Origin of the sequence: Mesocricetibacter intestinalis, from assembly GCF_004363295.1 — a bacterium.
Classification (GTDB): domain Bacteria; phylum Pseudomonadota; class Gammaproteobacteria; order Enterobacterales; family Pasteurellaceae; genus Mesocricetibacter; species Mesocricetibacter intestinalis.
The window spans coordinates 169,107-192,547 of the sequence record NZ_SNYQ01000001.1 but is presented as its reverse complement, the minus strand read 5'-3'; the positions used below and the strand labels follow the sequence as shown (position 1 = coordinate 192,547).

General features: G+C 47.8%; 21 protein-coding genes, 2 tRNA genes and 1 riboswitch. Of the genes, 15 read left to right on the top strand and 8 right to left on the bottom strand.

All coding sequences use genetic code 11. The annotated features are described in order from the left end of the window. Positions 1-224 precede the first annotated feature (224 nt). Positions 225-2,006, bottom strand: coding sequence for a DUF3413 domain-containing protein (locus tag EDC45_RS00840; protein ID WP_133542517.1), 1,782 nt, complete (start codon positions 2,004-2,006; stop codon positions 225-227). 22 nt (positions 2,007-2,028) lie between these two features. Next, positions 2,029-2,250, bottom strand: coding sequence for a YejL family protein (locus EDC45_RS00835; RefSeq protein ID WP_133542515.1), 222 nt, complete (start codon positions 2,248-2,250; stop codon positions 2,029-2,031). Between the two features lie 146 nt (positions 2,251-2,396). On the opposite strand from EDC45_RS00835, the gene yejK reads away from it, so the two are divergent. The 8 genes from yejK (at position 2,397) to EDC45_RS00795 (ending at position 10,119) form a co-directional block, all read left to right on the top strand. After that, complete coding sequence (gene yejK / locus EDC45_RS00830; protein ID WP_133542512.1) at positions 2,397-3,413, top strand: nucleoid-associated protein YejK; 1,017 nt, start codon at positions 2,397-2,399, stop codon at positions 3,411-3,413. 77 nt (positions 3,414-3,490) lie between these two features. Next, on the top strand, positions 3,491-3,904 hold the full coding sequence (gene bamE / locus EDC45_RS00825) for an outer membrane protein assembly factor BamE (protein WP_133542510.1): 414 nt from the start codon (positions 3,491-3,493) through the stop codon (positions 3,902-3,904). Between the two features lie 273 nt (positions 3,905-4,177). After that, a complete protein-coding gene (gene rlmN, locus EDC45_RS00820; RefSeq protein WP_208107228.1) occupies positions 4,178-5,293 on the top strand; it encodes a dual-specificity RNA methyltransferase RlmN in 1,116 nt (371 codons plus the stop codon). A gap of 65 nt (positions 5,294-5,358) precedes the next feature. Next, positions 5,359-5,946 (top strand): type IV pilus biogenesis/stability protein PilW, encoded by a 588-nt coding sequence (gene pilW, locus EDC45_RS00815; protein ID WP_133542508.1) that lies wholly within the window; start codon positions 5,359-5,361, stop codon positions 5,944-5,946. 110 nt (positions 5,947-6,056) lie between these two features. Then, on the top strand, positions 6,057-7,037 hold the full coding sequence (locus EDC45_RS00810; RefSeq protein ID WP_133542506.1) for a RodZ domain-containing protein: 981 nt from the start codon (positions 6,057-6,059) through the stop codon (positions 7,035-7,037). 6 nt (positions 7,038-7,043) lie between these two features. Beyond that, a complete protein-coding gene (gene ispG, locus EDC45_RS00805) occupies positions 7,044-8,150 on the top strand; it encodes a flavodoxin-dependent (E)-4-hydroxy-3-methylbut-2-enyl-diphosphate synthase (RefSeq protein WP_133542504.1) in 1,107 nt (368 codons plus the stop codon). Positions 8,151-8,217: 67 nt separating this feature from the next. Continuing rightward, positions 8,218-9,492, top strand: a complete 1,275-nt coding sequence (gene hisS, locus EDC45_RS00800) for a histidine--tRNA ligase (protein ID WP_133542502.1) — start codon at positions 8,218-8,220, stop codon at positions 9,490-9,492. A 12-nt stretch (positions 9,493-9,504) separates the two neighbouring features. Continuing rightward, on the top strand, positions 9,505-10,119 hold the full coding sequence (locus EDC45_RS00795; protein WP_133542500.1) for a YfgM family protein: 615 nt from the start codon (positions 9,505-9,507) through the stop codon (positions 10,117-10,119). 45 nt (positions 10,120-10,164) lie between these two features. Here the strand turns inward: EDC45_RS00795 and EDC45_RS00790 are convergent, their stop codons facing one another. From EDC45_RS00790 to EDC45_RS00775, 4 genes are all read right to left on the bottom strand, one after another. Then, positions 10,165-10,794, bottom strand: coding sequence for a 7-carboxy-7-deazaguanine synthase QueE (locus EDC45_RS00790; RefSeq protein WP_133542498.1), 630 nt, complete (start codon positions 10,792-10,794; stop codon positions 10,165-10,167). A gap of 4 nt (positions 10,795-10,798) precedes the next feature. Further along, positions 10,799-11,224, bottom strand: a complete 426-nt coding sequence (gene queD / locus EDC45_RS00785) for a 6-carboxytetrahydropterin synthase QueD (RefSeq protein WP_133542496.1) — start codon at positions 11,222-11,224, stop codon at positions 10,799-10,801. Then, complete coding sequence (gene queC / locus EDC45_RS00780; RefSeq protein WP_133542494.1) at positions 11,208-11,924, bottom strand: 7-cyano-7-deazaguanine synthase QueC; 717 nt, start codon at positions 11,922-11,924, stop codon at positions 11,208-11,210. The genes queD and queC overlap by 17 nt, the downstream gene beginning before the upstream one ends. A gap of 3 nt (positions 11,925-11,927) precedes the next feature. Next, positions 11,928-11,972: riboswitch (PreQ1 riboswitch) on the bottom strand. A gap of 86 nt (positions 11,973-12,058) precedes the next feature. Then, positions 12,059-12,493 (bottom strand): PACE efflux transporter, encoded by a 435-nt coding sequence (locus EDC45_RS00775; RefSeq protein ID WP_424960651.1) that lies wholly within the window; start codon positions 12,491-12,493, stop codon positions 12,059-12,061. A 96-nt stretch (positions 12,494-12,589) separates the two neighbouring features. Here EDC45_RS00775 and EDC45_RS00770 point away from each other — a divergent pair, with 96 nt between their 5' ends. Next, positions 12,590-13,465, top strand: a complete 876-nt coding sequence (locus EDC45_RS00770) for a LysR family transcriptional regulator (RefSeq protein WP_133542490.1) — start codon at positions 12,590-12,592, stop codon at positions 13,463-13,465. Positions 13,466-13,588: 123 nt separating this feature from the next. Here EDC45_RS00770 and EDC45_RS00765 read toward each other — a convergent pair. Both EDC45_RS00765 and EDC45_RS00760 read right to left on the bottom strand, forming a co-directional pair. Next, positions 13,589-13,665, bottom strand: a tRNA-Arg gene (locus EDC45_RS00765). Between the two features lie 22 nt (positions 13,666-13,687). Further along, positions 13,688-13,764 (bottom strand) — tRNA-Pro (locus tag EDC45_RS00760). Positions 13,765-13,924: 160 nt separating this feature from the next. Between EDC45_RS00760 and folD the strand changes: the two genes are divergently transcribed. From folD to ppiD, 6 genes are all read left to right on the top strand, one after another. Further along, positions 13,925-14,782, top strand: a complete 858-nt coding sequence (gene folD / locus EDC45_RS00755) for a bifunctional methylenetetrahydrofolate dehydrogenase/methenyltetrahydrofolate cyclohydrolase FolD (protein ID WP_133542488.1) — start codon at positions 13,925-13,927, stop codon at positions 14,780-14,782. Positions 14,783-15,340: 558 nt separating this feature from the next. Then, on the top strand, positions 15,341-16,636 hold the full coding sequence (gene tig, locus EDC45_RS00750; RefSeq protein ID WP_133542486.1) for a trigger factor: 1,296 nt from the start codon (positions 15,341-15,343) through the stop codon (positions 16,634-16,636). A gap of 199 nt (positions 16,637-16,835) precedes the next feature. Continuing rightward, the gene (gene clpP, locus EDC45_RS00745; RefSeq protein ID WP_133542484.1) at positions 16,836-17,417 is read left to right on the top strand and encodes an ATP-dependent Clp endopeptidase proteolytic subunit ClpP; all 582 of its coding nucleotides are present in this window, start codon (positions 16,836-16,838) and stop codon (positions 17,415-17,417) included. Between the two features lie 25 nt (positions 17,418-17,442). Next, positions 17,443-18,687, top strand: a complete 1,245-nt coding sequence (clpX, locus tag EDC45_RS00740; protein WP_133542482.1) for an ATP-dependent protease ATP-binding subunit ClpX — start codon at positions 17,443-17,445, stop codon at positions 18,685-18,687. A 148-nt stretch (positions 18,688-18,835) separates the two neighbouring features. Further along, positions 18,836-21,262, top strand: coding sequence for an endopeptidase La (lon, locus tag EDC45_RS00735; protein WP_133542480.1), 2,427 nt, complete (start codon positions 18,836-18,838; stop codon positions 21,260-21,262). A gap of 156 nt (positions 21,263-21,418) precedes the next feature. Next, positions 21,419-23,296 carry a peptidylprolyl isomerase gene (gene ppiD, locus EDC45_RS00730; protein ID WP_133543235.1) on the top strand — a complete coding sequence of 626 codons (1,878 nt, stop codon included), beginning with the start codon at positions 21,419-21,421 and terminating at the stop codon, positions 23,294-23,296. Positions 23,297-23,441 lie beyond the last annotated feature (145 nt).

Sequence of the window (23,441 nt, the reverse complement as noted above, 5' to 3'; positions counted from 1 at the left end):
TCAAACGGGCGGACAAGCGGAAATAATGATTAATTAAAAAGAGAAAAGCGGCCAGTGGCTGCGCACTGACACCGATGATGAAGAAAGGGATGTTATAAAAAATTCTCTGATTTTTCATTAATAACATGTAATTCAGTCCTGACCGGGTACTGGTGCGATAGTATAAATTGTTAGCAGCTAAAAATATAATCGGTTTTGGCTATCGCTTGACCGATTTTACGGCACTAATTGGCAATGAAAGAACGGCTCTGGGTAAAGGCTTCGAGGAATAACCCCAGCGGCGGCCGCTCTGAAGACTGCGGCTGATAATTGCTGTCATATTTCCGATACTGACCTTTTTTATCCAGATGATATTGGGTACCTTCCGGCGTAATAATCACATTGGTACGGTAATCCGCAACCAGAACCCAATCCGACTGCCGTAACGGATTTTGCAGATTTTCGCCCTGAGCATAATCCGAAACCGGATTCTGTCCCTGAAATACCGACTGTATCAGAGTTGGCAGCACGTCCGTATGCGAGGTGAGCTTATCCGATATCTGCCGTCCCAATTTATCCCAGCGGATAATCAGCGGCACCTGAATTTCTTCCCTGCCGAAATAGCCTTCCGTAATATTTTCCGCCGCACCAAAACGATAGCCCCGCTCGGCGCTAATCAGCACAATGGTATTATCCTCGGGATCCAGATCATGTAACTGCTCAAATAGTTGCCCTAAGCGACGATCCAACTCCGCCAGCCGGGCAAAATAAAATTCTTTTTCCTGTTCCGGTTTTTTGTCCTTAAAGTTGCGTACCTGCTCGACCAGGTCAAGATCCAGGAAACCGAACCAAGGCTGATGCTGATCTCTATGCTGCAGCCAGTTCATCCAAGCATCCAGGGCATTTTCATTGCCGGTTTTACGTTTCGGTAATCCCATTCCCTGGAATACCGCCTGTCTGAGCATACTGGCTTTAAAATTATCCGCCGAGAACAACCCGAAGGCGTAGCCCTCGCTACGCAGTTTTTCTATTAACGGGGAGGCTTTCTTATCATTCAGCAAACTATCCGTATAGTTGGCGTTCAGGCCGTAAAACAAACCGCTCAGGCCGCTGTTATCGGTATAACCCGTACTGTAGTGATTGGTAAAACGGGCGGCATTATCGGCAAAAGCCGACAGATTCGGCATATTTTCCCGGTTCACAACGTCCGCACGCAAACCGGATAGGGTGATTAACAGAATATTCGGGCGCTGTGGCATAGCGGCGAACTGCAGAGGATGTTTCGGATATTCGATATTGAGAGCGTCCGGGCGGCCTTCCTGTGCTAATGTCTGTGCGTATTCATCTTTATCCAGCAGACCGTTTTTCTCCAGGAAGGTGCGGGCCGTCATCGGATAGGAAAGCGGGAAATTCGATTTTTGCATGGTGATCGGCCGATAAATATAGGCGTCCGCCCAAGCATAAATAAGATGGGTGGCGATAAACATGGTTACAAAAAATACTCCGACGCCACGCAACCATTTCTGCCGTTCCAGGCTGCGCAAGCGGTACCATGACCAGCGCGAATATAACATCTGAACCAATAACAACAGCGGCATCGGAGCGAAAAAAATCTGCCAGTCGCGCGACAGTTCGCCATTATCCGGATTAACCAACAGATTCCAGACAACGGAGGACAAGTGCAGATTAAACCGGGAGAAGACTTCCGTATCCAGCAATAATAAGGTCAGCAGAACCGTGGTAATAATTACCGATATACCGCGGAAGGTACGTTCGTTTTTAATCAGAAAACTAAGCGGGAAAATAATCAATAGATAGAAGGCAAAGGCGACAAAACTAAAATGCCCCAGAATACTGATGAAAAAATACAGCTTACCGAACAGGCTGTGGGGCCAATCGATAATAAAGGCATAGCGCGAACCTATAACAATGGCCCAGAGTACATTAAAAAAAGCAAACCAATGTCCCCATGAAATTTTCTGAGACACTGATTCGCGATACTGTCCGCCGTTTCCGATAAATCTCATTGCACCCGGGCCCTTATGCCGCTCAGTCTTTCCCGCTCACCGATTTCAGTAAGCTGTCGGAAAAGGCTTTGGCCAATGCAATCCGCTGACTGCTGCCGACATTGGCGGTTAAAAGATGAGTTACCATATTCCCCAGAACCATTAACGAGAGATCCACCGGCGTATTATGCTTTTCCAATACTTCGATCATGTCGTTTAAAATAAGGTTGACCTGTTTGTCCTGATATTTTGAATGAAGCGCCATGCTGTTACCGAATTCCGTTAGCTTTTATTTAGAATCAAATATGATACCCGATAATTTTGCAGATCCTAGCATATTTTCCGCTTTATCGTGAAAAAAGTGCGGTTATAATGAAGCACTTTTTTATTTTATGTCTATCGGACGAAAAAATGAGCATTAGCGTTAATCAAATTGTTTTACACCAGTTGATCAAAAACCAACAGGACGAAAATATCCGTCTGGATACCCGCCTACGCCAACATTTACTGCCGGTCAGTGCCGAAGCGGAACAACTGATGCTGGAACTGCATCAAGCCTATCAGGGCAAAAGTAAAGGTTATGGCATTTTCCGCCCCCAATCGGATTTCGCCCGCGCCCTTAACGAATTGCTGGAACAGGAAACGGATTTTCTGCCCTTCAGCTATCAAACCGCCGCCCTGCTATGCAATGAACTGAGCAAATACGCCTTTGCCGAAACCGGCACCTTGATTCTGTGCCAATATAATTTTCTTGCCACCGATTACTTATTTATCGCATTGCTGGATAACCGTCTTAGTATGTTGGTGGATGAAAATCTGGAAATTCACCGCACCCAGTATTTAAATATTGCTCAGTTTGATATTGCGGCTCGAATTAATCTGACCGATCTGCGCCTTAACGCCGACTCCAACCGCTATCTGACCTTTATTAAAGGACGGGTGGGACGTAAAATCGGCGATTTCTTTATGGATTTTCTCGGTGCCGAAGAAGGCCTTAATCCGCGCCTGCAAAACCAATGCCTGCTGCAAGCGGTTGAGGATTACTGTACGCATAACGAACTGAACCAAAATCAAACCCGGGAAATAAAAAAACAAGTATTCGATTACTGTAAAGGACAACTGAACAACGGCGAAGAAATTGCCCTAACGGAACTTTCCGAGGAGTTACCCGCTCTAAACCAACGGACTTTTGCCGAATTTACCGCCGAACAGAGTTATGAGCTGGCGCCAAGTATCCCCCCAGTGGCAGCCGCACTGAAATCTTTAACTAAATATTCCGGCTCGGGAAAAGGGATTAGCTTGAGTTTCGATGCCGCTTTACTGGACGAACGGATTCTGTGGGACGAGGAAAAGGATATGCTGACCATCAAAGGGTTACCGCCGAACCTCAAAGATCAGCTGCGCCGTCGGCAAAAAACGGATATTTAATTTGGCAAGGCCGGCAAGTTTAGGTATTATCAGCAAGAATTTACTTTGCACAACATATGTAAAAAAGGGTTAACATAATGCAAATCAAATCAATTATGACCGCACTTATTCTCGCATTAAGCGCAACCGGCTGTTCCACCGTCAGCAAAGTGGTGTATCGAATTGATGTGCCGCAAGGAAATTATCTGGAAGCGGGAACGGTTTCGCAGCTACAGGCGGGAATGACGCGTCAGCAAGTGCAGTACTTATTGGGTACCCCGGTCTTGCAGAATCCCTTTGAGCAACATACCTGGTATTATGTTTTCCTACAGCAGAAAGGCTATGAAACCCCGCAGCAACATATGTTAGTAATAAACTTTAACCCGCAGGGGCTGGTATCCGACTTTAAACTGGATAAACCTTTAACCGAAGATGAAAAACAAATTATCAATAATTCCATTATCAGCGCTCCGCCGCAACCGGCGGCAAGTTGGTGGCAGTTCTGGAAATAACTTCCCCTTTCCCTGCTTTTTAAGAAACCGGCAACCGCCGGTTTTTTTATCTTAATGCCGACTTAGCGCCAGTCAATCTCCGCTTAATTTTTTTACCGCCCGCCAACAGCTCGTCCATAGGGGCATCGCTCCTCTTTTCCGATCCCTATCGAAAAAGAACGCTTAAAATCCGGGACAGCTGTATAAAATTGATAGATTATGGCGCGGGAAATGCGTAAAATGTCGCCCTTTATTAATGTCGCAAGGTGTAATAACGAGACAAAAGAGGAACACATGTCGGAAAAAATCAACCTGATGAATCTCACCCGCCGTCAGATGCGCGAATTTTTTCAGCAACTGGGCGAAAAACCTTTCCGTGCCGATCAACTGGTCAAATGGATCTACCATTTCGGCGAAGATAACTTCGATAATATGACCAATATCAATAAGGCGCTACGTGAAAAGCTGAAAGCCGTCGCCGAAATTAAAGCGCCTGAAGTGGCGGTGGAACAGCGTTCTGCCGACGGCACTATAAAATGGGCGATGCAGGTCGGCGATCAACAGGTAGAAACCGTTTATATTCCCGAACCGGAACGAGCCACCCTGTGCGTATCCTCTCAGGTCGGCTGCGCTCTGGCATGTACCTTTTGCTCCACCGCCCAACAAGGTTTCAACCGTAACCTCAGCGTATCCGAAATTATCGGCCAGGTCTGGCGCGCCTCAAAAATTATCGGTAATTTCGGCGTTACCGGCGTACGTCCGATTACCAATGTGGTAATGATGGGAATGGGCGAACCTTTGTTAAACGTCGCTAACGTGGTACCGGCAATGGAAATTATGCTGGACGATTTCGCCTACGGCTTGTCCAAACGGCGGGTAACTCTTTCCACCTCGGGGGTGGTACCGGCCTTGGATAAATTAAGCGAGATGATCGATGTCGCCCTTGCCGTATCCCTGCATGCGCCTAATGATGAATTGCGCAACGAAATCGTACCTATTAACAAAAAATACAATATCCGAAGTCTAATTGATTCGGTCAATCGCTATCTCAGCGTATCCAACGCCAACCATGGTAAAGTAACCATTGAATATGTGATGTTGGATCATGTGAATGACGAAATCGAACATGCCCATCAGCTGGCGCAGTTGCTGAAAAATACCCCTTGTAAAATTAACCTGATTCCGTGGAACCCCTTCCCGCAGGCGCCTTATGCCAAAAGTTCCAACAGCCGCGTCGATCGCTTCCAGAAAACGCTTATGGAATACGGCTTCACCGTTATTATCCGCAAAACTCGCGGCGATGATATTGATGCCGCCTGCGGACAATTGGCGGGCGAGGTTATAGATCGCACCAAACGTACTGCGGAAAAAAAACGTTTCGGGCAAAATATCGATATCCGCCTTTCCTGAGGTAATACTGCCGAAAAATAAAGAAGCGATGCAATAAAGCAAGCAGCCAGCATAGGGAGAACAATATGTATATTAAAAAAACTTATCTGATTTCCACCGCACTTTTCTCCCTGCTGGTATCCGCCTGCGTATCACGGCAGGACGCCGCTTTCCCTTTCGATCGACATCAGGCGGCGAAAAGCCGAGTGGAACTGGCCCTTGCCTATATGCAGCATCAGGACTATGTACAAGCGCGGATTAATCTGGATAAAGCCCTACAGTATGCGCCGGAAGATTATCTGGTTCATTCCGCATTCGCCTATTACCACCAACAGCAAGGAGAAACCGAGCTGGCGGAACAAGCCTATTTAAACGCCATCGGAAAAAACAATAAGCGGGGCGATGTACTGAACAACTACGGGGCCTTTCTGTGCCGGCAGGGAAAGTTTGCAACGGCTTACCAACGCTTTGAACAGGCCCTGAATACCCCGGGTTATTATCAGCGTGCGGATACCTACGAAAATATCGCCCTCTGCGCACTGAGCGAACAAAATTCCGAACGCTATCGACAAAGTTTACTTGAACTGGAGAAATTGGAACCCGCCCGTGCCGAAAAGCTGAAACTGCTAGTATCCGACCGGGGCATACGGAAAAACGGAACGGCGAATAAATAAGCATTCCGCCCCCTGCTCCGCAGGAAAGCAGAATAACTGTTGCAAAAGGTAGCATACGACTTTAAACTTTAGCCAATTTATTTGACTCCAGCCGCCGAATATTATCGCTTATGAACACAGAAACCGCACCGGAACACACCGAACTTACCCTCGGCCAGCAATTCCGCCGGGCCAGAGAAAACCTGAATCTTTCCGTGGAAGACATCGCCGCCGAATTAAATCTCAGACCGGCCGTTCTGCGCGCTATCGAACAAGATGAATTGATCCAGAAAACCATTGCGCCGACCTTTATGAAAGGTTATCTGCGCAGCTATGCCCGTTTTCTGAAACTGCCCGATAGTCTGTGGGCAAAGGAAGCGGCAGCCTTGGACGCCTCGCAACCCGTCGAATTACATAAAAAATATACCACGCCGAAAGTGCTGAATACGGCCTCGCACGGTCGTTGGATCGGCTATCTCAGCCTAATCGTCCTCCTCTTTGTACTCGGTATGACCGCACTCTGGTGGTGGGAAAACTACCAGCAATCCAATAATGAACGGGATAACCTAGTGCAGAATTATGTCGCAACGGAAAATACCGAAAGCGGCGATAATAAGCTAATAAGTACCACGCAGGATCAGGATAAAGCGGAAAGCGGCTTGGAAAATCCTTCTGCCGAATTACCCCTAACCCCGCATAGCTCCGCCGCGGAATTCCCTGCCGCAGAGGATAACGTCGCTCCGACACAAAATGAAAGTACGGGCGGGGCCAATCCGGCACAGGCCATGCTGATTCAGCACAGTGCGCAACCCGATACCGTCTCGGCGGAAGGAAATCCGGCAACTCAAAACTCCGAACCGGAGCAAAGCGCGCCGATGCTACAGGGTGATTTACAAATTGAAGTGAAGGGTAACTGCTGGATTAGCGTTAAAGATGCTAACAACCGAGTACTGGCGCAAAAAGAATATCGCCGTGGCGAGACTCTGAGTTTTAATCAGGGCGCGCCTTATTCCCTGATTATCGGCGCACCGGGCAATGTAAAAATCACCTATAAGGGTGAAGCCTATCCGTTAAAAATCGACGGCCGAGTGGCTAAATTTAAATTGCAGTAAGAAAAAATGTCATCATTTAAACCAAGTATTCAACGTCGTCAATCGACCAAAATTTATGTGGGTAACGTCCCTGTCGGCGGTGATGCGCCGATAGCGGTACAGTCAATGACCAATACGCGTACCACCGATGTAGAAGCCACAGTGGCTCAAATAAAATCTCTACAGCGGGTCGGCGCCGATATAGTGCGGGTTTCCGTACCCACCATGGATGCCGCCGAAGCCTTTAAGCTGATCAAACAGCAGGTACAGGTGCCTTTGGTCGCCGATATTCATTTCGATTACCGTATCGCCCTGAAAGTGGCGGAATACGGCGTCGACTGTTTACGCATCAACCCTGGTAATATTGGACGCGAAGATCGCATCCGCGCCGTGGTGGATTGCGCCAAAGATAAAAATATTCCGATCCGAATCGGTGTAAATGCGGGCTCGCTGGAAAAAGACATTCAGGAAAAATACGGCGAACCTACGCCGCAGGCACTGTTGGAATCCGCCTTGCGTCATGTGGAAATTCTGGATCGATTAAACTTCGATCAGTTTAAAGTCAGCGTAAAAGCATCCGATGTATTTCTGGCGGTAGAATCTTACCGTCTGTTGGCCAAAGCCATTAAACAACCACTGCACCTCGGCATTACCGAAGCGGGCGGTGCCCGTGCCGGTGCGGTAAAATCCGCCATCGGGCTGGGAATGTTGTTGGCGGAAGGCATCGGCGATACGCTCCGGGTTTCCCTGGCAGCGGATCCAACGGAAGAAATCAAAGTCGGTTTCGATATTCTGAAATCCCTGCGTATCCGCTCGCGCGGTATCAATTTTATCGCCTGCCCGACCTGCTCGCGTCAGGAATTTGATGTGATAGGAACGGTTAATGCGCTTGAACAGCGCTTGGAAGATATTATTACCCCGCTCGACGTTTCCATTATCGGCTGTGTGGTAAACGGCCCCGGCGAAGCCTTGGTCGCCGATCTCGGCGTTACCGGCGGCAATAAAAAGAGCGGCTATTATTTAAACGGAGAACGCCAGAAGGAACGCTTCGATAATGAAAATATCGTGGATCAGCTGGAAGCCCGAATCCGGGCCAAAATAGCCCGACAGGATCCGAAAAACCGCATTCTCTGATCCCCTTACAGGGCCTCGAATATTTAAGCGTTCACCCTTTTATATATTTGATTATAGGAAAACTATTGTGGCAAAAACTATTCAAGCTATCCGCGGTATGAACGATTGTCTGCCGAACGAAACCCCCTTATGGCAATGGGTGGAAACGCAGATTCGTAACGTTCTGGCCGGCTACGGCTATGCGGAAGTGCGTATGCCCATCGTCGAAAGCACACCATTGTTTGCCAGAGCGATCGGTGAAGTAACCGATGTGGTAGAAAAAGAAATGTTCACCTTTGAAGATCGCGATAACGAAAGCCTGACCCTGCGTCCGGAAGGTACCGCCGGTTGCGTACGCGCCGGTATTGAACGGGGTTTACTTTACAATCAGGAACAGCGCCTATGGTATATGGGGCCGATGTTCCGCTACGAACGTCCGCAAAAAGGTCGTTACCGCCAGTTCCATCAAGCCGGTGTGGAAATTTTCGGCATTGCCAATCCCGAAATCGATGCGGAATTAATTATACTGACCGCTCGTTTATGGAAAGCTTTGGGAATCGCCGATCATGTCAGCCTGCAGCTGAATTCCATCGGCTCCCCGGAAGCCCGTCGAAATTATCGCCAGGCACTGGTGGATTTTCTCCAATCTCATCTGGAGGTATTGGACGAGGATTGCAAACGCCGTCTGCATACCAATCCGCTACGGATTCTGGACAGCAAAAATGAAGCGGTGCAGGAGGTGCTGAACCATGCCCCGAAACTGCATGATTATTTAGATCAGGATAGCCGCGAACATTTCGCTCGCCTATGCGCATTGTTGGAAGAAATGGGCATTTCCTACCAGGTAAATCAGAAACTGGTACGCGGATTGGATTACTACAATAAAACCGTTTTCGAATGGGTTACCACCGCACTCGGCGCACAGGGAACCGTATGCGGCGGCGGCCGTTACGACGGACTGGTAGAACAGCTTGGCGGTCATGCCACCCCGGGAGTCGGTTTCGCTATGGGATTGGAACGCTTGGTTCTGCTTGTCCAAGAAGTTAATCCTAATATCAGCCTGCCGGCGGCGGTGGATATTTATGTGGTTTACAGCGGCGAAGGCACCACCCGAGCGGCCTTCCGGCTGGCGGAAAAATTACGCTCGGAATTACCTCATCTGCGTATTCAAACCCATTGCAGCGGCGGTAACTTCAAGAAACAATTTAAACGTGCGGATAAAAGCGGGGCCAAATACGCCCTGGTAATCGGCGAAAGCGAGGCGCAGAACGATCAGGCTCTGATCAAAAACCTGCTGCAGGGCGGCGAACAGCAAAGCCTGCCTACGGACGATATTGTCGGCTATTTTAGAGATTCATTTTAAGAGGAACAGCTTATGGCTTACACCAGTATGGAAGAACAAGAGATCAATGCGATCAAGTCTTGGTGGAATGAAAACTATAAAACCGTAATCCTGTCTTTGGCGATAGGCATAGGGGCGGTATTCGGTTGGCGTTACTGGCAGGATCATCAGGCTAACCGAATGCAGGTGCAATCCGCCCAATATGAGCGCCTGATGGCCGACTATGCCCGCGACCCTAAGCAGCAGGCGGAAAATTTCGACGCCTTTATTCAGGAACACGCCAATAGCGCCTACGCCGCTTTCGCCCTACTGGAAAAAGCAAAAATCGCCGTGCAGCAAGAGGATTATGCAGCGGCTCAAGATGCCCTGACTCAGGCCATAAATCAGGCGCCGGATCAGATTATTTCTTCTGTGGCGGCGCTGCGTCTGGCCTCTGTTCAATATCAGCAACAACAGTATGATGCCGCGGTGGAAAGCTTAAAACAGGTCAAAGATCCGGCCTGGAACAGCCGTAAGTTACTGATTAACGGCAATATTCTGTTAGCTCAAGGAAACAAAGAAGGGGCTAAAAACAGCTACCAGGAAGCCATGAAAACCGCCTCCGAACAAGAAAATCGCTGGTTGCAGGTGCGCTTAAATAATCTGTAATGCCGCGCCCAAGACAACAAAGCCCTGAGATTCTCAGGGCTTTTATTATGCGATACCGATAAGTTTATGGGTTTGAATGCTTAGCTGCCAGTGCGGCTGTTGCCGTGCCTGATTCAATATACCCAGCTGGGTAAGGGTTTCCAGCAAATTCATTTCTCCGCCCTTTTCACAAGGCGAAAGGTAATAATGCCGTGCTTTGATTTTCGTTTCGATTTGCCGACAGAATTCAATCACATCGCCGTCAGCAACAATACGAACCTCATCGGCAGAACCGATACAGCGCCGTCCATATTGCCGGCTGTACAGCGCCTTCGGACTGACCGCAATATAATCGATCTGAGGCGGAACCGGTTTCAGTCCGTTGGTTTCAATAGCCAAAAAATAGCCTTCCGCCTTCAGACAATCCAGCAATAGGACAATCTTCGGCTGAATAGTGGGTTCGCCGCCGGTAATAATAATATTCTTAGCCGAAAAGGACCGCACTTTTTCCAAGATCTCCGCCAAAGCCATAGGCTCAAAGCGTTGATAGTCCGTATCGCACCAAGGACAGGCCAGATTACATTTGCCGAAACGGATAAAAATACTCGGCATACCGGTATTGGCCCCCTCTCCCTGTAGACTTTCGAAAATCTCGACAATGGGATAGCGGGGATTCGAGATAAGTTCGCTTCTCACACAATTATTCCCGGTATTCGCAGAAAGAAGTCGGCGTTTCCCACAGGCGTACGGCGGAAACCGGCAGCTGTGCCTCTCGGCTCAGACGCTGGAAAATAAAACGCGCCATTTCCTCCGCCGTAGTACGTACCGGAATACCGAAGGTTTTGGAATCCAGCTCCTGCAACAATGCGGCGATTCTGCATTCGCGCTCGCTACTCGTATCATAAATAAAGGCATGATCCATAGGATCCAAAATCAGCCTTTGCACCAGAGCTTTAATATCGGAAAAATCTGCAACCATGCCTTTTTTGGCACCGCTGCCGTGCAGCTCGCCGCTGATTTCCACCTGCAGACGGTAGGTATGACCGTGCAGATTTCGGCATTTACCATCGTGGCCGTCCAAAATATGCGCCATATCAAAACTAAATTCTTTAGAAACTCGAAACATAATCACCGCTCTTTTTTTCGCTCTGTGCGCCCGCTTTCCGGGCCAGATATTCCCGCAGCCCTTTCTCGCGTAATACGCAACTCGGACATTTACCGCAACCGCCCTCGATTCCTTCATAGCAGGTATGAGTATGGCGACGGACATAATCCAACGCCCCCAGTTCATCGGCCAGTTGCCAGGTCTGCGCTTTGGTTAAATACATTAAGGGGGTATAAATATTGAACTGATAATCCATCGCCAGATTCAAGCTGACGTTCATGGATTTAATAAAAACATCGCGACAATCCGGATAACCGCTGAAATCCGTTTCGCATACGCCGGTAATAATATCTCGAATCCCCTGCCCCTTGGCATAAATGGCGGCATATAGCAAAAACATTGCGTTGCGCCCGTCCACAAAGGTATTCGGCACCCCTTGCGAAGGTGCGTTAATGGGCTGATGCGAATCCATCAGCGCATTGGTTGTAATCGCCTGAATGACCGAAGTATCTATTACAATTTGCTTCACGCCGAGATCCTGCGCAATCCACCGAGCTTTTTCCAACTCAATGGCGTGGCGCTGACCGTAACTGAAGGTTACCGCTTCCACATTGGCAACGCCGTAATCGGCAATAGCTTTAATTAAACAGGTGGCGGAATCCTGTCCGCCGGAAAAGATAACGATCGCCCTGCGATCGCCGTTAGGATTTGCAATATTCATTTTGTTTCCTTAGTTTTTTTGCGTGGGAGGATTTCGAACCACGATAACGGAGCGCTCTATTCTACCCGCTTCCGCCCTGAGTTGCAAAATAGGCCAAAAAACTTTTGAATTTTCCACCGCACTTTTCTTTCCGCTTAACGGGAGGAACAGGGAACGGCGGCAATGAATTTCAGGCGTAGATGGTCATAAATCCAATTAAAAATCACGGTATAAACCAAAACCGCCAGCGTTAAACCTATATCCATCACAAAAGCGGTTAACCAGTCAACCTGCAGCATATAGGCAATAAAGGGAATGGTAAAAATCAGCAGTCCGCCCTCAAAGGCGACGGCATGAAACAGGCGCAGCGTAAGACGACGATTTTCCCTTGCACCGGTAAAAAAGCGATCAAAAATCCAGTTAAAAATAAAATTCCACAACATAGCGATAAGCGAAATTATCACCGTCATATGCAGTAAATCCCTGGAATCATGCTCGGTTAACCAGGCCAGCCCGATAACGGATAACACAATCAGAATCAGCTCGAACAGGGCCGCATGAAATATCCGCTCTTTGGTGTGCATCTTCAATACCTCTTTGTAAATATCATGTCTAAAACCCGCATTATGCCTTGATAAAATAAATGATAAAGTTAGAATCTATCAGTATTTCTGATAGGAGAAAGAATGTACAGTTTTGAACAACTGAAAATTTTTGTCAGCGTCTGTGAAACCGGTTCCTTTTCTGCTACTGCTCGTCGCTTGGGCAAAGTACAATCGGGAATCAGTCAATCCATTGCCAACCTGGAAATCGAACTAAATCAGCTTCTGTTTGATCGCAGCGGGCTAAAACCGGTACCTACGGAAGCGGGAAATTATTTATTACCCGTTGCCCGTTCCATTTTGCAACAGAAGAATTATTTCGATCAAAAAGTCGAGGCGCTGGAAAATAAACAGGAAAACCAACTGGTTATAGGTATTGAAGAAAGCCTACCTTTAACAAGCTTAACGCGGATTCTGCAAAATACGGCGGAAAAATATCCGACGACCAATCTTGAACTTATTTCCGCCACCAGTGCAAATATCGAAACTATGGTAAAGCAGGGAGAGGTGCAATTAGGCATTATTTATCTAACGCCGGAATTTAAAATCGACTATGATTTTTTCGTTTTGGAGCATAATCGCTTTATCACTGTCGCCGCTCCCGACCACATACTGGCAAATCAAGAAAAAATCACCGCCCAAATGCTAAAAGAACAGCGCCAACTGCTATTACGCAGCAACCGGCAAGAGCTTTGGTTTAACCCGCAAATCTGTCCGCAAGCTTGGTTTGCCAACAACCACGGCACGCTGCTCGAACTGGCCTGTCTGAATATCGGCTGGGCCTTTGTGCCGGCGGCACTAGCCGCTCCCTATATCGATGCGGGAAGATTAATCGAACTGCGTCCGGAATTTGAAAAATCGGGATTATTGGCCGAAATGGCCGCCATTGTTTCGCGCCGGATTAAACGCGGCCCCGTGCTGGAAAATTTACTGACCCGCATAAAAGGGCTAAAACTTTAAGCGGCAAAGCTCATTGCGGCAAAAATAAAGATTAAGCGCAGGCGGATAAGCACAAATACAATTACGCCGCTAAGCCGATACCGCTTGCAAAACTCTTGAGATTTAATCGATTGAAGTAATTAATGGCACGCCCTAAAGGATTCGAACCTTTGACCTACGGCTTAGAAGGCCGTTGCTCTATCCAGCTGAGCTAAGGGCGCAATACAATGGACAGGAAAGAAGTGGTCGGCGAGATAGGATTTGAACCTACGACCCACTGGTCCCAAACCAGTTGCGCTACCAAGCTGCGCTACTCGCCGAAAGTGTTATGCATTATAGTTTTTTATCTCCGCCAGTCAATGAATTTTTTACACTTTCTGTCCGATCGCCTAAATTTCTTCCGTTCCGGCTTACATTCAGGCGCTTTTTTTGCGAAAATAGCAAACGTTTACATTTCTATAACAGCAAAGGAACATCTTAATGCCAGCACAGGTAATTTCAGGCACTCATCTTGCCAAAAAGATTAAAGCCGATATCGCGCAAAAAATCTCCGCTCACCTCGCCAACGGAAAGCGAGCACCGGGTTTGGCCGTTATTCTGGTCGGCGCCGATCCCGCTTCTCAGGTTTATGTGGGCAGCAAACGCAAAAGCTGTGCCGAAGTCGGTATTCATTCCCGTTCTTATGATCTGGCGGAAAGCACCGGCCAGGAAGAACTGCTTGCTCTTATCGATCAGCTGAATGCGGATGCGGAGATCGACGGTATTCTGGTGCAGCTCCCCTTGCCGAAACATATCGACAGCACCAAAGTGATTGAGCGTATTGCGCCGCATAAAGACGTAGACGGTTTTCACCCTTATAACGTCGGCCGCCTGTGTCAGCGTATTCCAACCCTGCGCGCCTGTACCCCCTACGGTATTATGAAACTGCTGGAAACTACGGGCAAAGATCTGCACGGACAGCATGCGGTAATCGTCGGCGCCTCAAATATCGTCGGCCGCCCGATGGCGCTGGAATTATTACTTGCCGGTTGCACCGTTACCGTAACCCATCGTTTTACCAAGGACTTAGCGCAGCATGTGCGGCAGGCGGATATTCTGGTGGTTGCGGTCGGCAAAGCGGAATTTATTCCCGGCGACTGGGTAAAAGAGGGAGCTATCGTTATTGATGTGGGTATTAACCGCTGTGCCGAGGGTAAGCTGAAGGGCGATATTCAATATGATACGGCGGCACAAAAAGCGGCATTTATCACCCCGGTACCGGGCGGTGTCGGGCCGATGACCGTAGCCATGTTAATGTTTAATACCCTGGCCGCCTTCGAAGCTCGGAACGCCGCATAATCCTCCTATCCGAAAGGGCGGGTCTAATCCCGCCGTTTATGCCTATCCTCAGGTTGGGTAAGTTAAAAACAGGGAAAGGTTCAATCCTTTATAGTGCGCAAAAAAGCCAATTCCCCGAGCCAATAACGCTATCGGATAATTTCTTATTGAGATTGCGCATTTTAGGCTATAACCCCAAACCGAGCTGCCATTTTGGCAATATCAAAGCCAAGTTATCCGAGCAAGGGCAAATTATCGGAGAAAATAATATTCATATGGCGGCTCATGCTTATAATGAAAACTTGGTTTTTGTTAGCGAGAATTTACCTGGCTTTGAGAGCTTGGAGGGCTTACCTTGCGCTCATTGGGTTTAACTCAAGGCTTACTGTCATCTTCTTATTATTTCAGCTTATTCCGACTTTTACCGGTTAAAAAATAAGCAAGTATTCCGTTTTCTGCGCCATTTCCTCGACGACATGGCGATGTCTCGCTATAATTCACCAGTTTATTTTCAATTAAAACCCCATGTTCGGTGTAATAAGCGTTCGCCGAGTGTAAACCAATTCGAGGTAAAAAAGAATGACAACTATTGAAACAACTCAAGGTCTTGAGCGTCGTGTAAACATCAGCGTTCCATCAGAAACCGTAGAACAAGCGGTGCGCGAAGAATTGAAACGTGTGGCTAAAAATGCTCGTGTGGACGGTTTCCGTAAAGGTAAAGTGCCTGCGCAGATTATTGAAAAACGTTTCGGTGCCTCCGTACGTCAGGACGTATTGAACGATTTATTACCCCGTCATTTCTTTGATTTAATGTTCCAACAGAAAGTCAATCTGGCCGGTCGTCCTACCTTTACCGTAGAAAGTTTTGAAAGCGGTAAGGATTTACAATTCAGCGCAACTTTCGAAGTTTATCCTGAAGTTAAATTACAGGGTTTGGAGCAGATTAAAGTAGAAAAACCTGTTGTGGAAATCAGCGAAGCAGATGTGGACAAAATGATCGAAGTGCTGCGCAAACAGCAAGCGAACTGGATTGAATCTCAGGCTGCGGCTGCGGCGGAAGATCGCGTAACTCTGGACTTCACAGGTTCTGTCGACGGTGAAGAATTCGAAGGCGGTAAAGCTTCTGATTTCGTTCTATTAATGGGACAAGGCCGTATGATTCCGGGTTTTGAAGAAGGTATTATCGGCCATAAAGCCGGTGAACAGTTCGAGATCGACGTAACCTTCCCGGCGGAATATCATGCCGAAAATTTAAAAGGCAAAGCGGCGAAATTTGCAATCAACCTGAAAAAAGTTGAAACCATGCAGCTGCCTGAACTGAATGATGAATTCGTTGCTAAATTCGGCCCGAATACCAAAACCGTGGAAGATTTACGCAATGAAATCCGTAAAAATATGCAGCGCGAGCTGAAAAACGCCCTGACCTCAAGAGTAAAAACTCAGGTGATCGACGGCTTACTGGCACAGAATAATATTGATGTTCCTTCCGCTGCCGTTGAACAGGAAATCGAAGTATTACGCGATCAGGCGGCACAGCGCTTCGGCGGCAACCGTCAACAGGCCGCTCAGCTGCCGCGCGAATTATTCGAAGAGCAGGCAAAACGCCGTGTTCAGGTAGGTTTATTATTGTCCGAAGTCATCTCTTCCAATGAGTTAAAAGCGGACGAAGAACGGGTTAAAGCGATGATCGAAGATATCGCCTCCGCTTATGAACAACCGGCTGAAGTGGTTGAACATTATTCTAAAAATAAAGAATTAATGAACAATATCCGTAATGTAGTACTGGAAGAACAAGCGGTCGATGCGGTATTAGCCAAAGCCCAGGTTACGGAAAAAAGCGCCACTTTTGATGAAGTGATGAACCCGCAAGCTTAATTGCGCCATTTGTCTTTATTTTCAAAGGTGCGGTCGTTTTTTCGCGGAAACGACCGCACTTTTCTTTCGGCTAAGGCTCTGGCATCACAGTGTCCGGACCATCTGCGCCTACTCATCGCAATATTTTTCAGGTAAAATAGCCGGACGCATATTATCCGCGCCCTCAATCCGGTGCGGCACAAACGAATACGAGGTATATATGTCAGTTATTCCTATGGTGGTCGAACAAACGGGACGCGGCGAACGTGCCTACGACATCTATTCGCGCCTGTTAAAAGAACGGGTCATTTTCTTAAGCGGCGAAGTGGAAGATCGCATGGCCAATCTTATTGTCGCCCAACTGTTGTTCCTGGAATCGGAAAATCCCGATAAGGATATTAATATCTATATCAATTCCCCCGGCGGCTCGGTAACCGCGGGTATGGCCATTTACGATACCATGCAGTTTATTAAACCGGACGTGCGTACATTATGTATCGGTCAAGCCTGTTCCATGGGCGCTTTTCTGCTTGCCGGCGGTACGGCCGGAAAACGTGCGGCGCTGCCCAATGCAAGGGTAATGATCCATCAACCGCTGGGCGGATTCCGCGGACAGGCGTCGGACATTCAGATCCACGCACAGGAAATTCTGAAAATCAAAACTACCCTGAACGAACGTTTGGCTTTCCATACCGGTCAGTCGATTGAAAAGGTGGAGCGGGATACGGATCGCGATAACTTTATGTCCGCCGAAGAAGCCAGAGAATACGGATTAATCGACAGCGTACTGAACAAACGCTGATTAGAACAGGATTTGGAAAGATAAAATGACACAAGAAACAGAGATGCACTGCTCCTTCTGCGGAAAATCCCAGGATGAAGTCGGTAAACTGATCGCCGGCGTATCCGGCTATATCTGCGGCGATTGTATTGAACTATGCCATGATCTGCTACAGCAGCAGGAACAACCTGAAGACGCGGAAAGCAACTCGGCGCAGGAACAGGAAAGCCTACCTACCCCCCATGAAATTCGTGCCCATCTGGACGACTATGTTATCGGTCAGGATTATGCCAAAAAAGTACTGGCGGTCGCCGTTTATAACCATTACAAACGCCTGCGTGCCGCAGACAGCCGGCTTAACGACGTCGAGCTAGGGAAAAGTAATATCCTACTCATCGGCCCTACCGGCAGCGGGAAAACCTTACTGGCGCAAACCATGGCGCGTATGCTCAATGTTCCCTTTGCTATCGCCGACGCCACTACCCTAACCGAAGCGGGCTATGTGGGCGAAGACGTGGAAAACGTTATTCAGAAGCTACTGCAAAACTGCGATTACGATACGGAAAAAGCTCAGCAAGGGATTATCTATATCGATGAAATCGATAAAATTACGCGTAAATCGGAAAATCCGTCCATCACCCGCGACGTATCCGGCGAAGGCGTGCAGCAGGCACTGCTGAAACTTATCGAAGGTACTCTTGCTTCCGTTCCGCCGCAGGGCGGACGCAAACATCCGCAACAGGAAATGCTGCGTGTGGATACCTCAAAAATTCTGTTTATCTGCGGCGGCGCCTTTGCCGGCCTGGATAAAATCGTACAAAAACGAATTAACGTAGGTACGGGCATAGGTTTTGACGCCGAAGTCAAAGGCGAAGATGATGAAGAAAAACTAACGGATCTGCTGAAACAGGTGGAAACTGAAGATCTGATGAAATTCGGTCTTATTCCGGAATTTATCGGCCGCCTGCCGATTGTCGCACCGCTCAGCGAACTGGACGAAGCGGCTCTGATTCAGATTCTGACCGAACCGAAAAACGCCCTGACCAAACAATATCAGGCATTATTCGGTCTGGAAGAGGTCGCGCTGGAATTTACGCCGGAAGCCTTGCAATCCATGGCGAAAAAAGCCCTTGAACGCAAAACCGGTGCGCGCGGATTACGTTCCATCGTAGAAAACGTACTGCTGGACACCATGTACGATTTGCCTTCCTTAGAAAATCTGGCCAAGGTTGTGGTTGACCAGAGCGTTATTGACGAACAGCAGCCTCCGAAGCTGGAATATCACCAATAACCGAACAAAAGTGCGGTAAAAAAAACGATATTTTTTTATATTTACAATATTCTTACCGCACTTTCTTTCCGCCTGCCGCCTTGAAGTTTTTCCTTTCACCCCCATATCGGCTAAATCAATCCAGATAGAAACAGATAAAGAGTAAATTATGAACGCAAAAAGAATTCCGCAGCGAGAATTACCGGTACTCCCGCTAAGAGACGTGGTGGTATTTCCTTTTATGGTGATGCCGCTGTTCGTCGGCCGAGAAAAATCCATTCGCAGCCTTGATGCGGCTATGGAAAACGATAAACAGTTATTATTGGTATCGCAGAAAGAAGCGGATATCGAAGAACCTTCCATTAACGACGTTTATGAAGTCGGAACCATTGTAAATATTATCCAGCTGCTAAAACTGCCCGATGGTACGGTAAAAGTATTGGTAGAAGGTTTACAACGGGCCAATATTTTAAAATTGGACGATAAGGATTATTTTTCCGCCACAGTAACTCCGTTGGAAAGCCGTTTCGGCGACGAAAAAGAACTGGAAGTATTACGTCATGCGGTGCTGACGGAATTCGACAACTACGCGAAACAGAATAAAAAAATTCAGCCGGAACTCATCAAAGCCCTAGCCGAAATCAGCGAAGCGGATCGTCTGGCCGATACCCTTGCGGCCCATCTTCCGGTCAGCGTACAAAACAAACAGGCGGTATTGGAACGAGATGAAGTTATCGCCCGTCTTGAATATTTACTCGGTATGATGGAAAGCGAAGCGGATTTAATGCAAATTGAAAAACGCATTCGCGGCCGGGTGAAAAAGCAAATGGAAAAAAGCCAGCGCGATTATTATCTGAATGAGCAAATGAAGGCTATTCAGAAAGAGCTCGGCGATGGTGAAAACGGCGGCAATGACGAATTCGAGCAGCTACGCTTAAAAATCGAAGCGGCTAAATTACCGAGCGAAGCGCGTGAAAAAGTCGAGTCCGAGTTGCAAAAGTTGAGAATGATGTCGCCGATGTCGGCGGAAGCTACGGTAGTACGCGGTTATATCGACTGGATGTTGCAAGTTCCTTGGCATAAGCGTACCAAAGTGAAAAAAGACTTACAGCAGGCGCAGAAAATATTGGATGCGGATCACTACGGTCTAGAACGAGTGAAAGAACGTATTCTGGAATACCTGGCGGTGCAAACTCGACTGAATAAAATCAAAGGGCCGATCCTTTGTCTGGTGGGGCCGCCGGGGGTGGGGAAAACCTCTCTGGGTCAGTCTATCGCCAATGCTACCGGGCGTAAATACGTCCGTATGGCGCTGGGCGGCGTTCATGACGAAGCGGAAATCCGCGGCCACAGAAAAACCTACATCGGCTCTCTGCCCGGTAAACTGATTCAGAAAATGGCCAAAGTCGGGGTTAAAAATCCGCTCTTTTTACTGGACGAAATAGATAAGATGGCTTCCGATATGCGCGGCGATCCGGCCTCCGCATTGTTGGAAGTACTGGATCCGGAACAAAATACCCATTTCAACGATCATTATCTTGAAGTGGATTATGATTTGTCCGACGTCATGTTTGTGGCTACTTCCAATTCCATGCATATTCCGAGCCCGCTGCTCGATCGTATGGAAGTGATTCGTCTGTCCGGTTATACCGAAGACGAAAAACTGAATATTGCGACCCGTCATCTGGTAGCGAAGCAAATGGAACGCAACGGCCTGAATCCGGGAGAATTGACCATTACAGAAAATGCAATTCTGGATATTATCCGCTATTACACCCGCGAAGCCGGTGTACGCGGCCTAGAGCGTGAAATTTCCAAAATCTGCCGGAAAGCGGTGAAAAACCTGCTGTTGGATAAATCCCTGAAGAGCATTCGTGCGGATTCCGACAATCTGCACGATTTCCTCGGGGTGAAACGATTTGAATTCGGCCATGCGGATACGCAAAACCGCGTCGGCGAAGTTACCGGCCTGGCATGGACCGAAGTCGGCGGCGATTTGCTAACCATTGAAACCGCATCCGTTGTCGGAAAAGGTAAATTAACCTATACGGGTTCCCTCGGCGATGTGATGAAAGAATCCATTCAGGCGGCAATGACCGTCGTACGCGCACGGGCGGAAAAATTGGGGATCAATGCGGAATTCCATGAAAAACGCGATATACATATCCATGTGCCGGACGGTGCAACACCGAAAGACGGTCCGAGCGCAGGTATCGCCATGTGTACCGCACTGGTTTCCTGCCTGACCGGCAATCCGGTTAAATCGGAAGTTGCGATGACCGGGGAAATCAGCCTACGCGGTAAGGTATTGCCGATTGGCGGGCTGAAAGAAAAATTATTGGCTGCCCATCGTGGCGGAATCAAAACCGTCATAATTCCGAAGGATAACGTTAAAGATTTGGAAGAAATCCCGGATAATGCGAAAAATAATCTGACTATTCATCCGGTAGAAACCATTGATGAAGTGTTATCCATCGCTTTACAAAACCCACCGGAAGGTGTCGAATTCGTTAAGCTGACCACGGTAAAACCGGTTAAAGCGGCAAGAGCCAGAAAAACGGTAAGCAAAACGCCACGCACTAAAACGGTGAATTAAGTACAGGGCTAAATCAATATCGGCACGGAAAACTCTGTGCCGATATTTTTATCTGCGGCAATCTATGGGCCTGCGGTCCCGAATTTTGATATGCAAAGCCGCTGCGTTTCGATTATAATGCGGAACATTTCAATCAATATAGGACGCATCTTAACTATGGTAATGGAAAAACTCCACGGCGCATCGAATAATATTATGGCCAAAATATTATTCGGTCTGATTTCCGTCGCATTCGTAATGAGCGGTACCGCCGGTTATCTTATGGCGACCGCAGACAATTCCGCGGCAAAAGTAAACGGCGAAGAAATATCCCAACAGGTGTTTCAGCGCCAATATAATCAGGAATATCAACGACTCAGCGAATTGTACGGGGCGAATTTCAGTGCAATCGCCAATACCCCGGAGTTTACCGAACAAATCAAAAGCAGAGTATTGAACCGGCTTATTGATCAGGAATTATTACGCCAATATACCGACGAATTGCAATTATCCGCCGATGACGAAAGTATTAAACGCTATATCGTCAATTCACCGGAATTTCAAACTCAGGGTAAATTCGACAACAACCTCTACCAACAACTGCTGCGTAGCAATGAAATGACCCCGGATCAATACGCTGCCTACGTACGTGAAGGAATACGCTTATCCCAGCTGCAGGAAGGATTGGCCGAAACCGACTTTGAAATCGCCAAACAACAGGACGAGTTGATTAAATTATACTTCCAACAGCGCGATATCCGCCTTGCGCCTTTCCCGCTGAAAGACGAAATTGCAAAGCAGGCTGTCAGCGAACAGGAAATAGAAGACTATTATAATGCCAATAAGGCGGCATTTTTGCTTCCGGAGCAGGTTAAAGTCCAATATCTTGATTTGAACGGACAGTCCATAGCAAAATCCGTCAAAGTAACGGACGTGGAAATTCAGCAATATTATCAGGATAACAAATCTCTGTTTGTCAAAGGTCAACAGCATCTCGCCCATATTCAATTCACGCATCTTAAGGATGCGGAAGCCGCCTATCAGGCTTTACAACAAGGTACCGAATTTGCCGCACTGGCAAAAGAAAAATCCGAGGATAAACCTTCCGCAGCAAACGGCGGCGATTTAGGTTGGCTGAGCAGCGGCGATCTTCCTAAAGCTTTTGAAAATGCCGCATTGGAATTAGCGGTCGATGAGTATAGCCGCCCGCAACAAATCGACGGTAACTACCATATTATCAAGGTGTTGGAACGTAAAGGCGGCGAAGTTCAACCCTTGGCTGCCGTGAAAGAACAAATTGCCCAGACAATCCGTCAGGAATTAATCAACAGCAAATTCTACGCCATTGAGAAAAATGTGGCCGAAAAAGCGTTTGAAAATCCGGAATCCCTACAGCCGGCGGCACAGGCGGCTAATCTGGAAATCCGCGAAACCGGTTATTTCTCACGTAGCGAAATTCCGCAGGAACTTAATTTCCCTTCGGTGGCAAACGCAATTTTTAATTCCGATATTTCCCAAGGCGGAATGAATTCCGAAGCGATTAACGTAGGAGAGCAGCATTCCATCGTGGTACGCGTATTGGAGCATAAAGCGGAAACCACCCGCACTTTGGAAGATGCCAAAGCGGATATTGAAACCTATTTGAAACGTCAAAAAGCGGAATCTGCGGTACTTGCACAGGCTCAAAATGCGGTTCAGCAATTATCTCAGCATCCGGACAAAACCCCGAACGGATTGAAATTCGGTGCCGCTCAAAGTTGGGGTTACGCACAAAATAACGATCCGGTATTGAATAATGTTATCTTCGCCATGCCGCTGCCGGCAGAGGGTAAAAGCGTTTATCAGGCGGCTCAAACCGGTAATGGCGATGTAGTGGTTATCGCACTGGATAAAGTTCATGAAGGCAAACTGAGCGCCGAAGAACGCCAACAGTTCGAACAACAGGCTCGGCTGGCGCAGCAGGTAAATTTACAGGCGAATCTGCTGAAATCTCTGCGCAATAAAGCGAAAATCGAAATCAACGAAGACTTTATGCGACGCGCCGACGATAACTAAAAGTAATATCCAGAAAACCTCCGCTTGCGGAGGTTTTTATCTCCTGCGAGTTATTCTCCCATCGCCGGCATCCGCGCAGCTCAACTCCCCCGCAACCGCGTTTTTATAAAAAATTTTCTGGTTTTCGACCGCACTTTATGGTATA

What these genes read in the sequence shown, in the direction of transcription:
- yejK (WP_133542512.1), top strand. Translation starts at nt 2,397, where the DNA reads ATGAGCATTAGCGTTAATCAAATTGTTTTACACCAGTTGATCAAAAAC.
- EDC45_RS00810 (WP_133542506.1), top strand. Translation starts at nt 6,057, where the DNA reads ATGAACACAGAAACCGCACCGGAACACACCGAACTTACCCTCGGCCAG.
- EDC45_RS00795 (WP_133542500.1), top strand. Translation starts at nt 9,505, where the DNA reads ATGGCTTACACCAGTATGGAAGAACAAGAGATCAATGCGATCAAGTCT.
- ppiD (WP_133543235.1), top strand. Translation starts at nt 21,419, where the DNA reads ATGGTAATGGAAAAACTCCACGGCGCATCGAATAATATTATGGCCAAA.
- lon (WP_133542480.1), top strand. Translation starts at nt 18,836, where the DNA reads ATGAACGCAAAAAGAATTCCGCAGCGAGAATTACCGGTACTCCCGCTA.
- rlmN (WP_208107228.1), top strand. Translation starts at nt 4,178, where the DNA reads ATGTCGGAAAAAATCAACCTGATGAATCTCACCCGCCGTCAGATGCGC.
- pilW (WP_133542508.1), top strand. Translation starts at nt 5,359, where the DNA reads ATGTATATTAAAAAAACTTATCTGATTTCCACCGCACTTTTCTCCCTG.
- EDC45_RS00840 (WP_133542517.1), bottom strand. Translation starts at nt 2,006, where the DNA reads ATGAGATTTATCGGAAACGGCGGACAGTATCGCGAATCAGTGTCTCAG.
- folD (WP_133542488.1), top strand. Translation starts at nt 13,925, where the DNA reads ATGCCAGCACAGGTAATTTCAGGCACTCATCTTGCCAAAAAGATTAAA.
- tig (WP_133542486.1), top strand. Translation starts at nt 15,341, where the DNA reads ATGACAACTATTGAAACAACTCAAGGTCTTGAGCGTCGTGTAAACATC.
- ispG (WP_133542504.1), top strand. Translation starts at nt 7,044, where the DNA reads ATGTCATCATTTAAACCAAGTATTCAACGTCGTCAATCGACCAAAATT.
- bamE (WP_133542510.1), top strand. Translation starts at nt 3,491, where the DNA reads ATGCAAATCAAATCAATTATGACCGCACTTATTCTCGCATTAAGCGCA.
- queD (WP_133542496.1), bottom strand. Translation starts at nt 11,224, where the DNA reads ATGTTTCGAGTTTCTAAAGAATTTAGTTTTGATATGGCGCATATTTTG.
- EDC45_RS00835 (WP_133542515.1), bottom strand. Translation starts at nt 2,250, where the DNA reads ATGGCGCTTCATTCAAAATATCAGGACAAACAGGTCAACCTTATTTTA.
- queC (WP_133542494.1), bottom strand. Translation starts at nt 11,924, where the DNA reads ATGAATATTGCAAATCCTAACGGCGATCGCAGGGCGATCGTTATCTTT.
- clpP (WP_133542484.1), top strand. Translation starts at nt 16,836, where the DNA reads ATGTCAGTTATTCCTATGGTGGTCGAACAAACGGGACGCGGCGAACGT.
- EDC45_RS00770 (WP_133542490.1), top strand. Translation starts at nt 12,590, where the DNA reads ATGTACAGTTTTGAACAACTGAAAATTTTTGTCAGCGTCTGTGAAACC.
- clpX (WP_133542482.1), top strand. Translation starts at nt 17,443, where the DNA reads ATGACACAAGAAACAGAGATGCACTGCTCCTTCTGCGGAAAATCCCAG.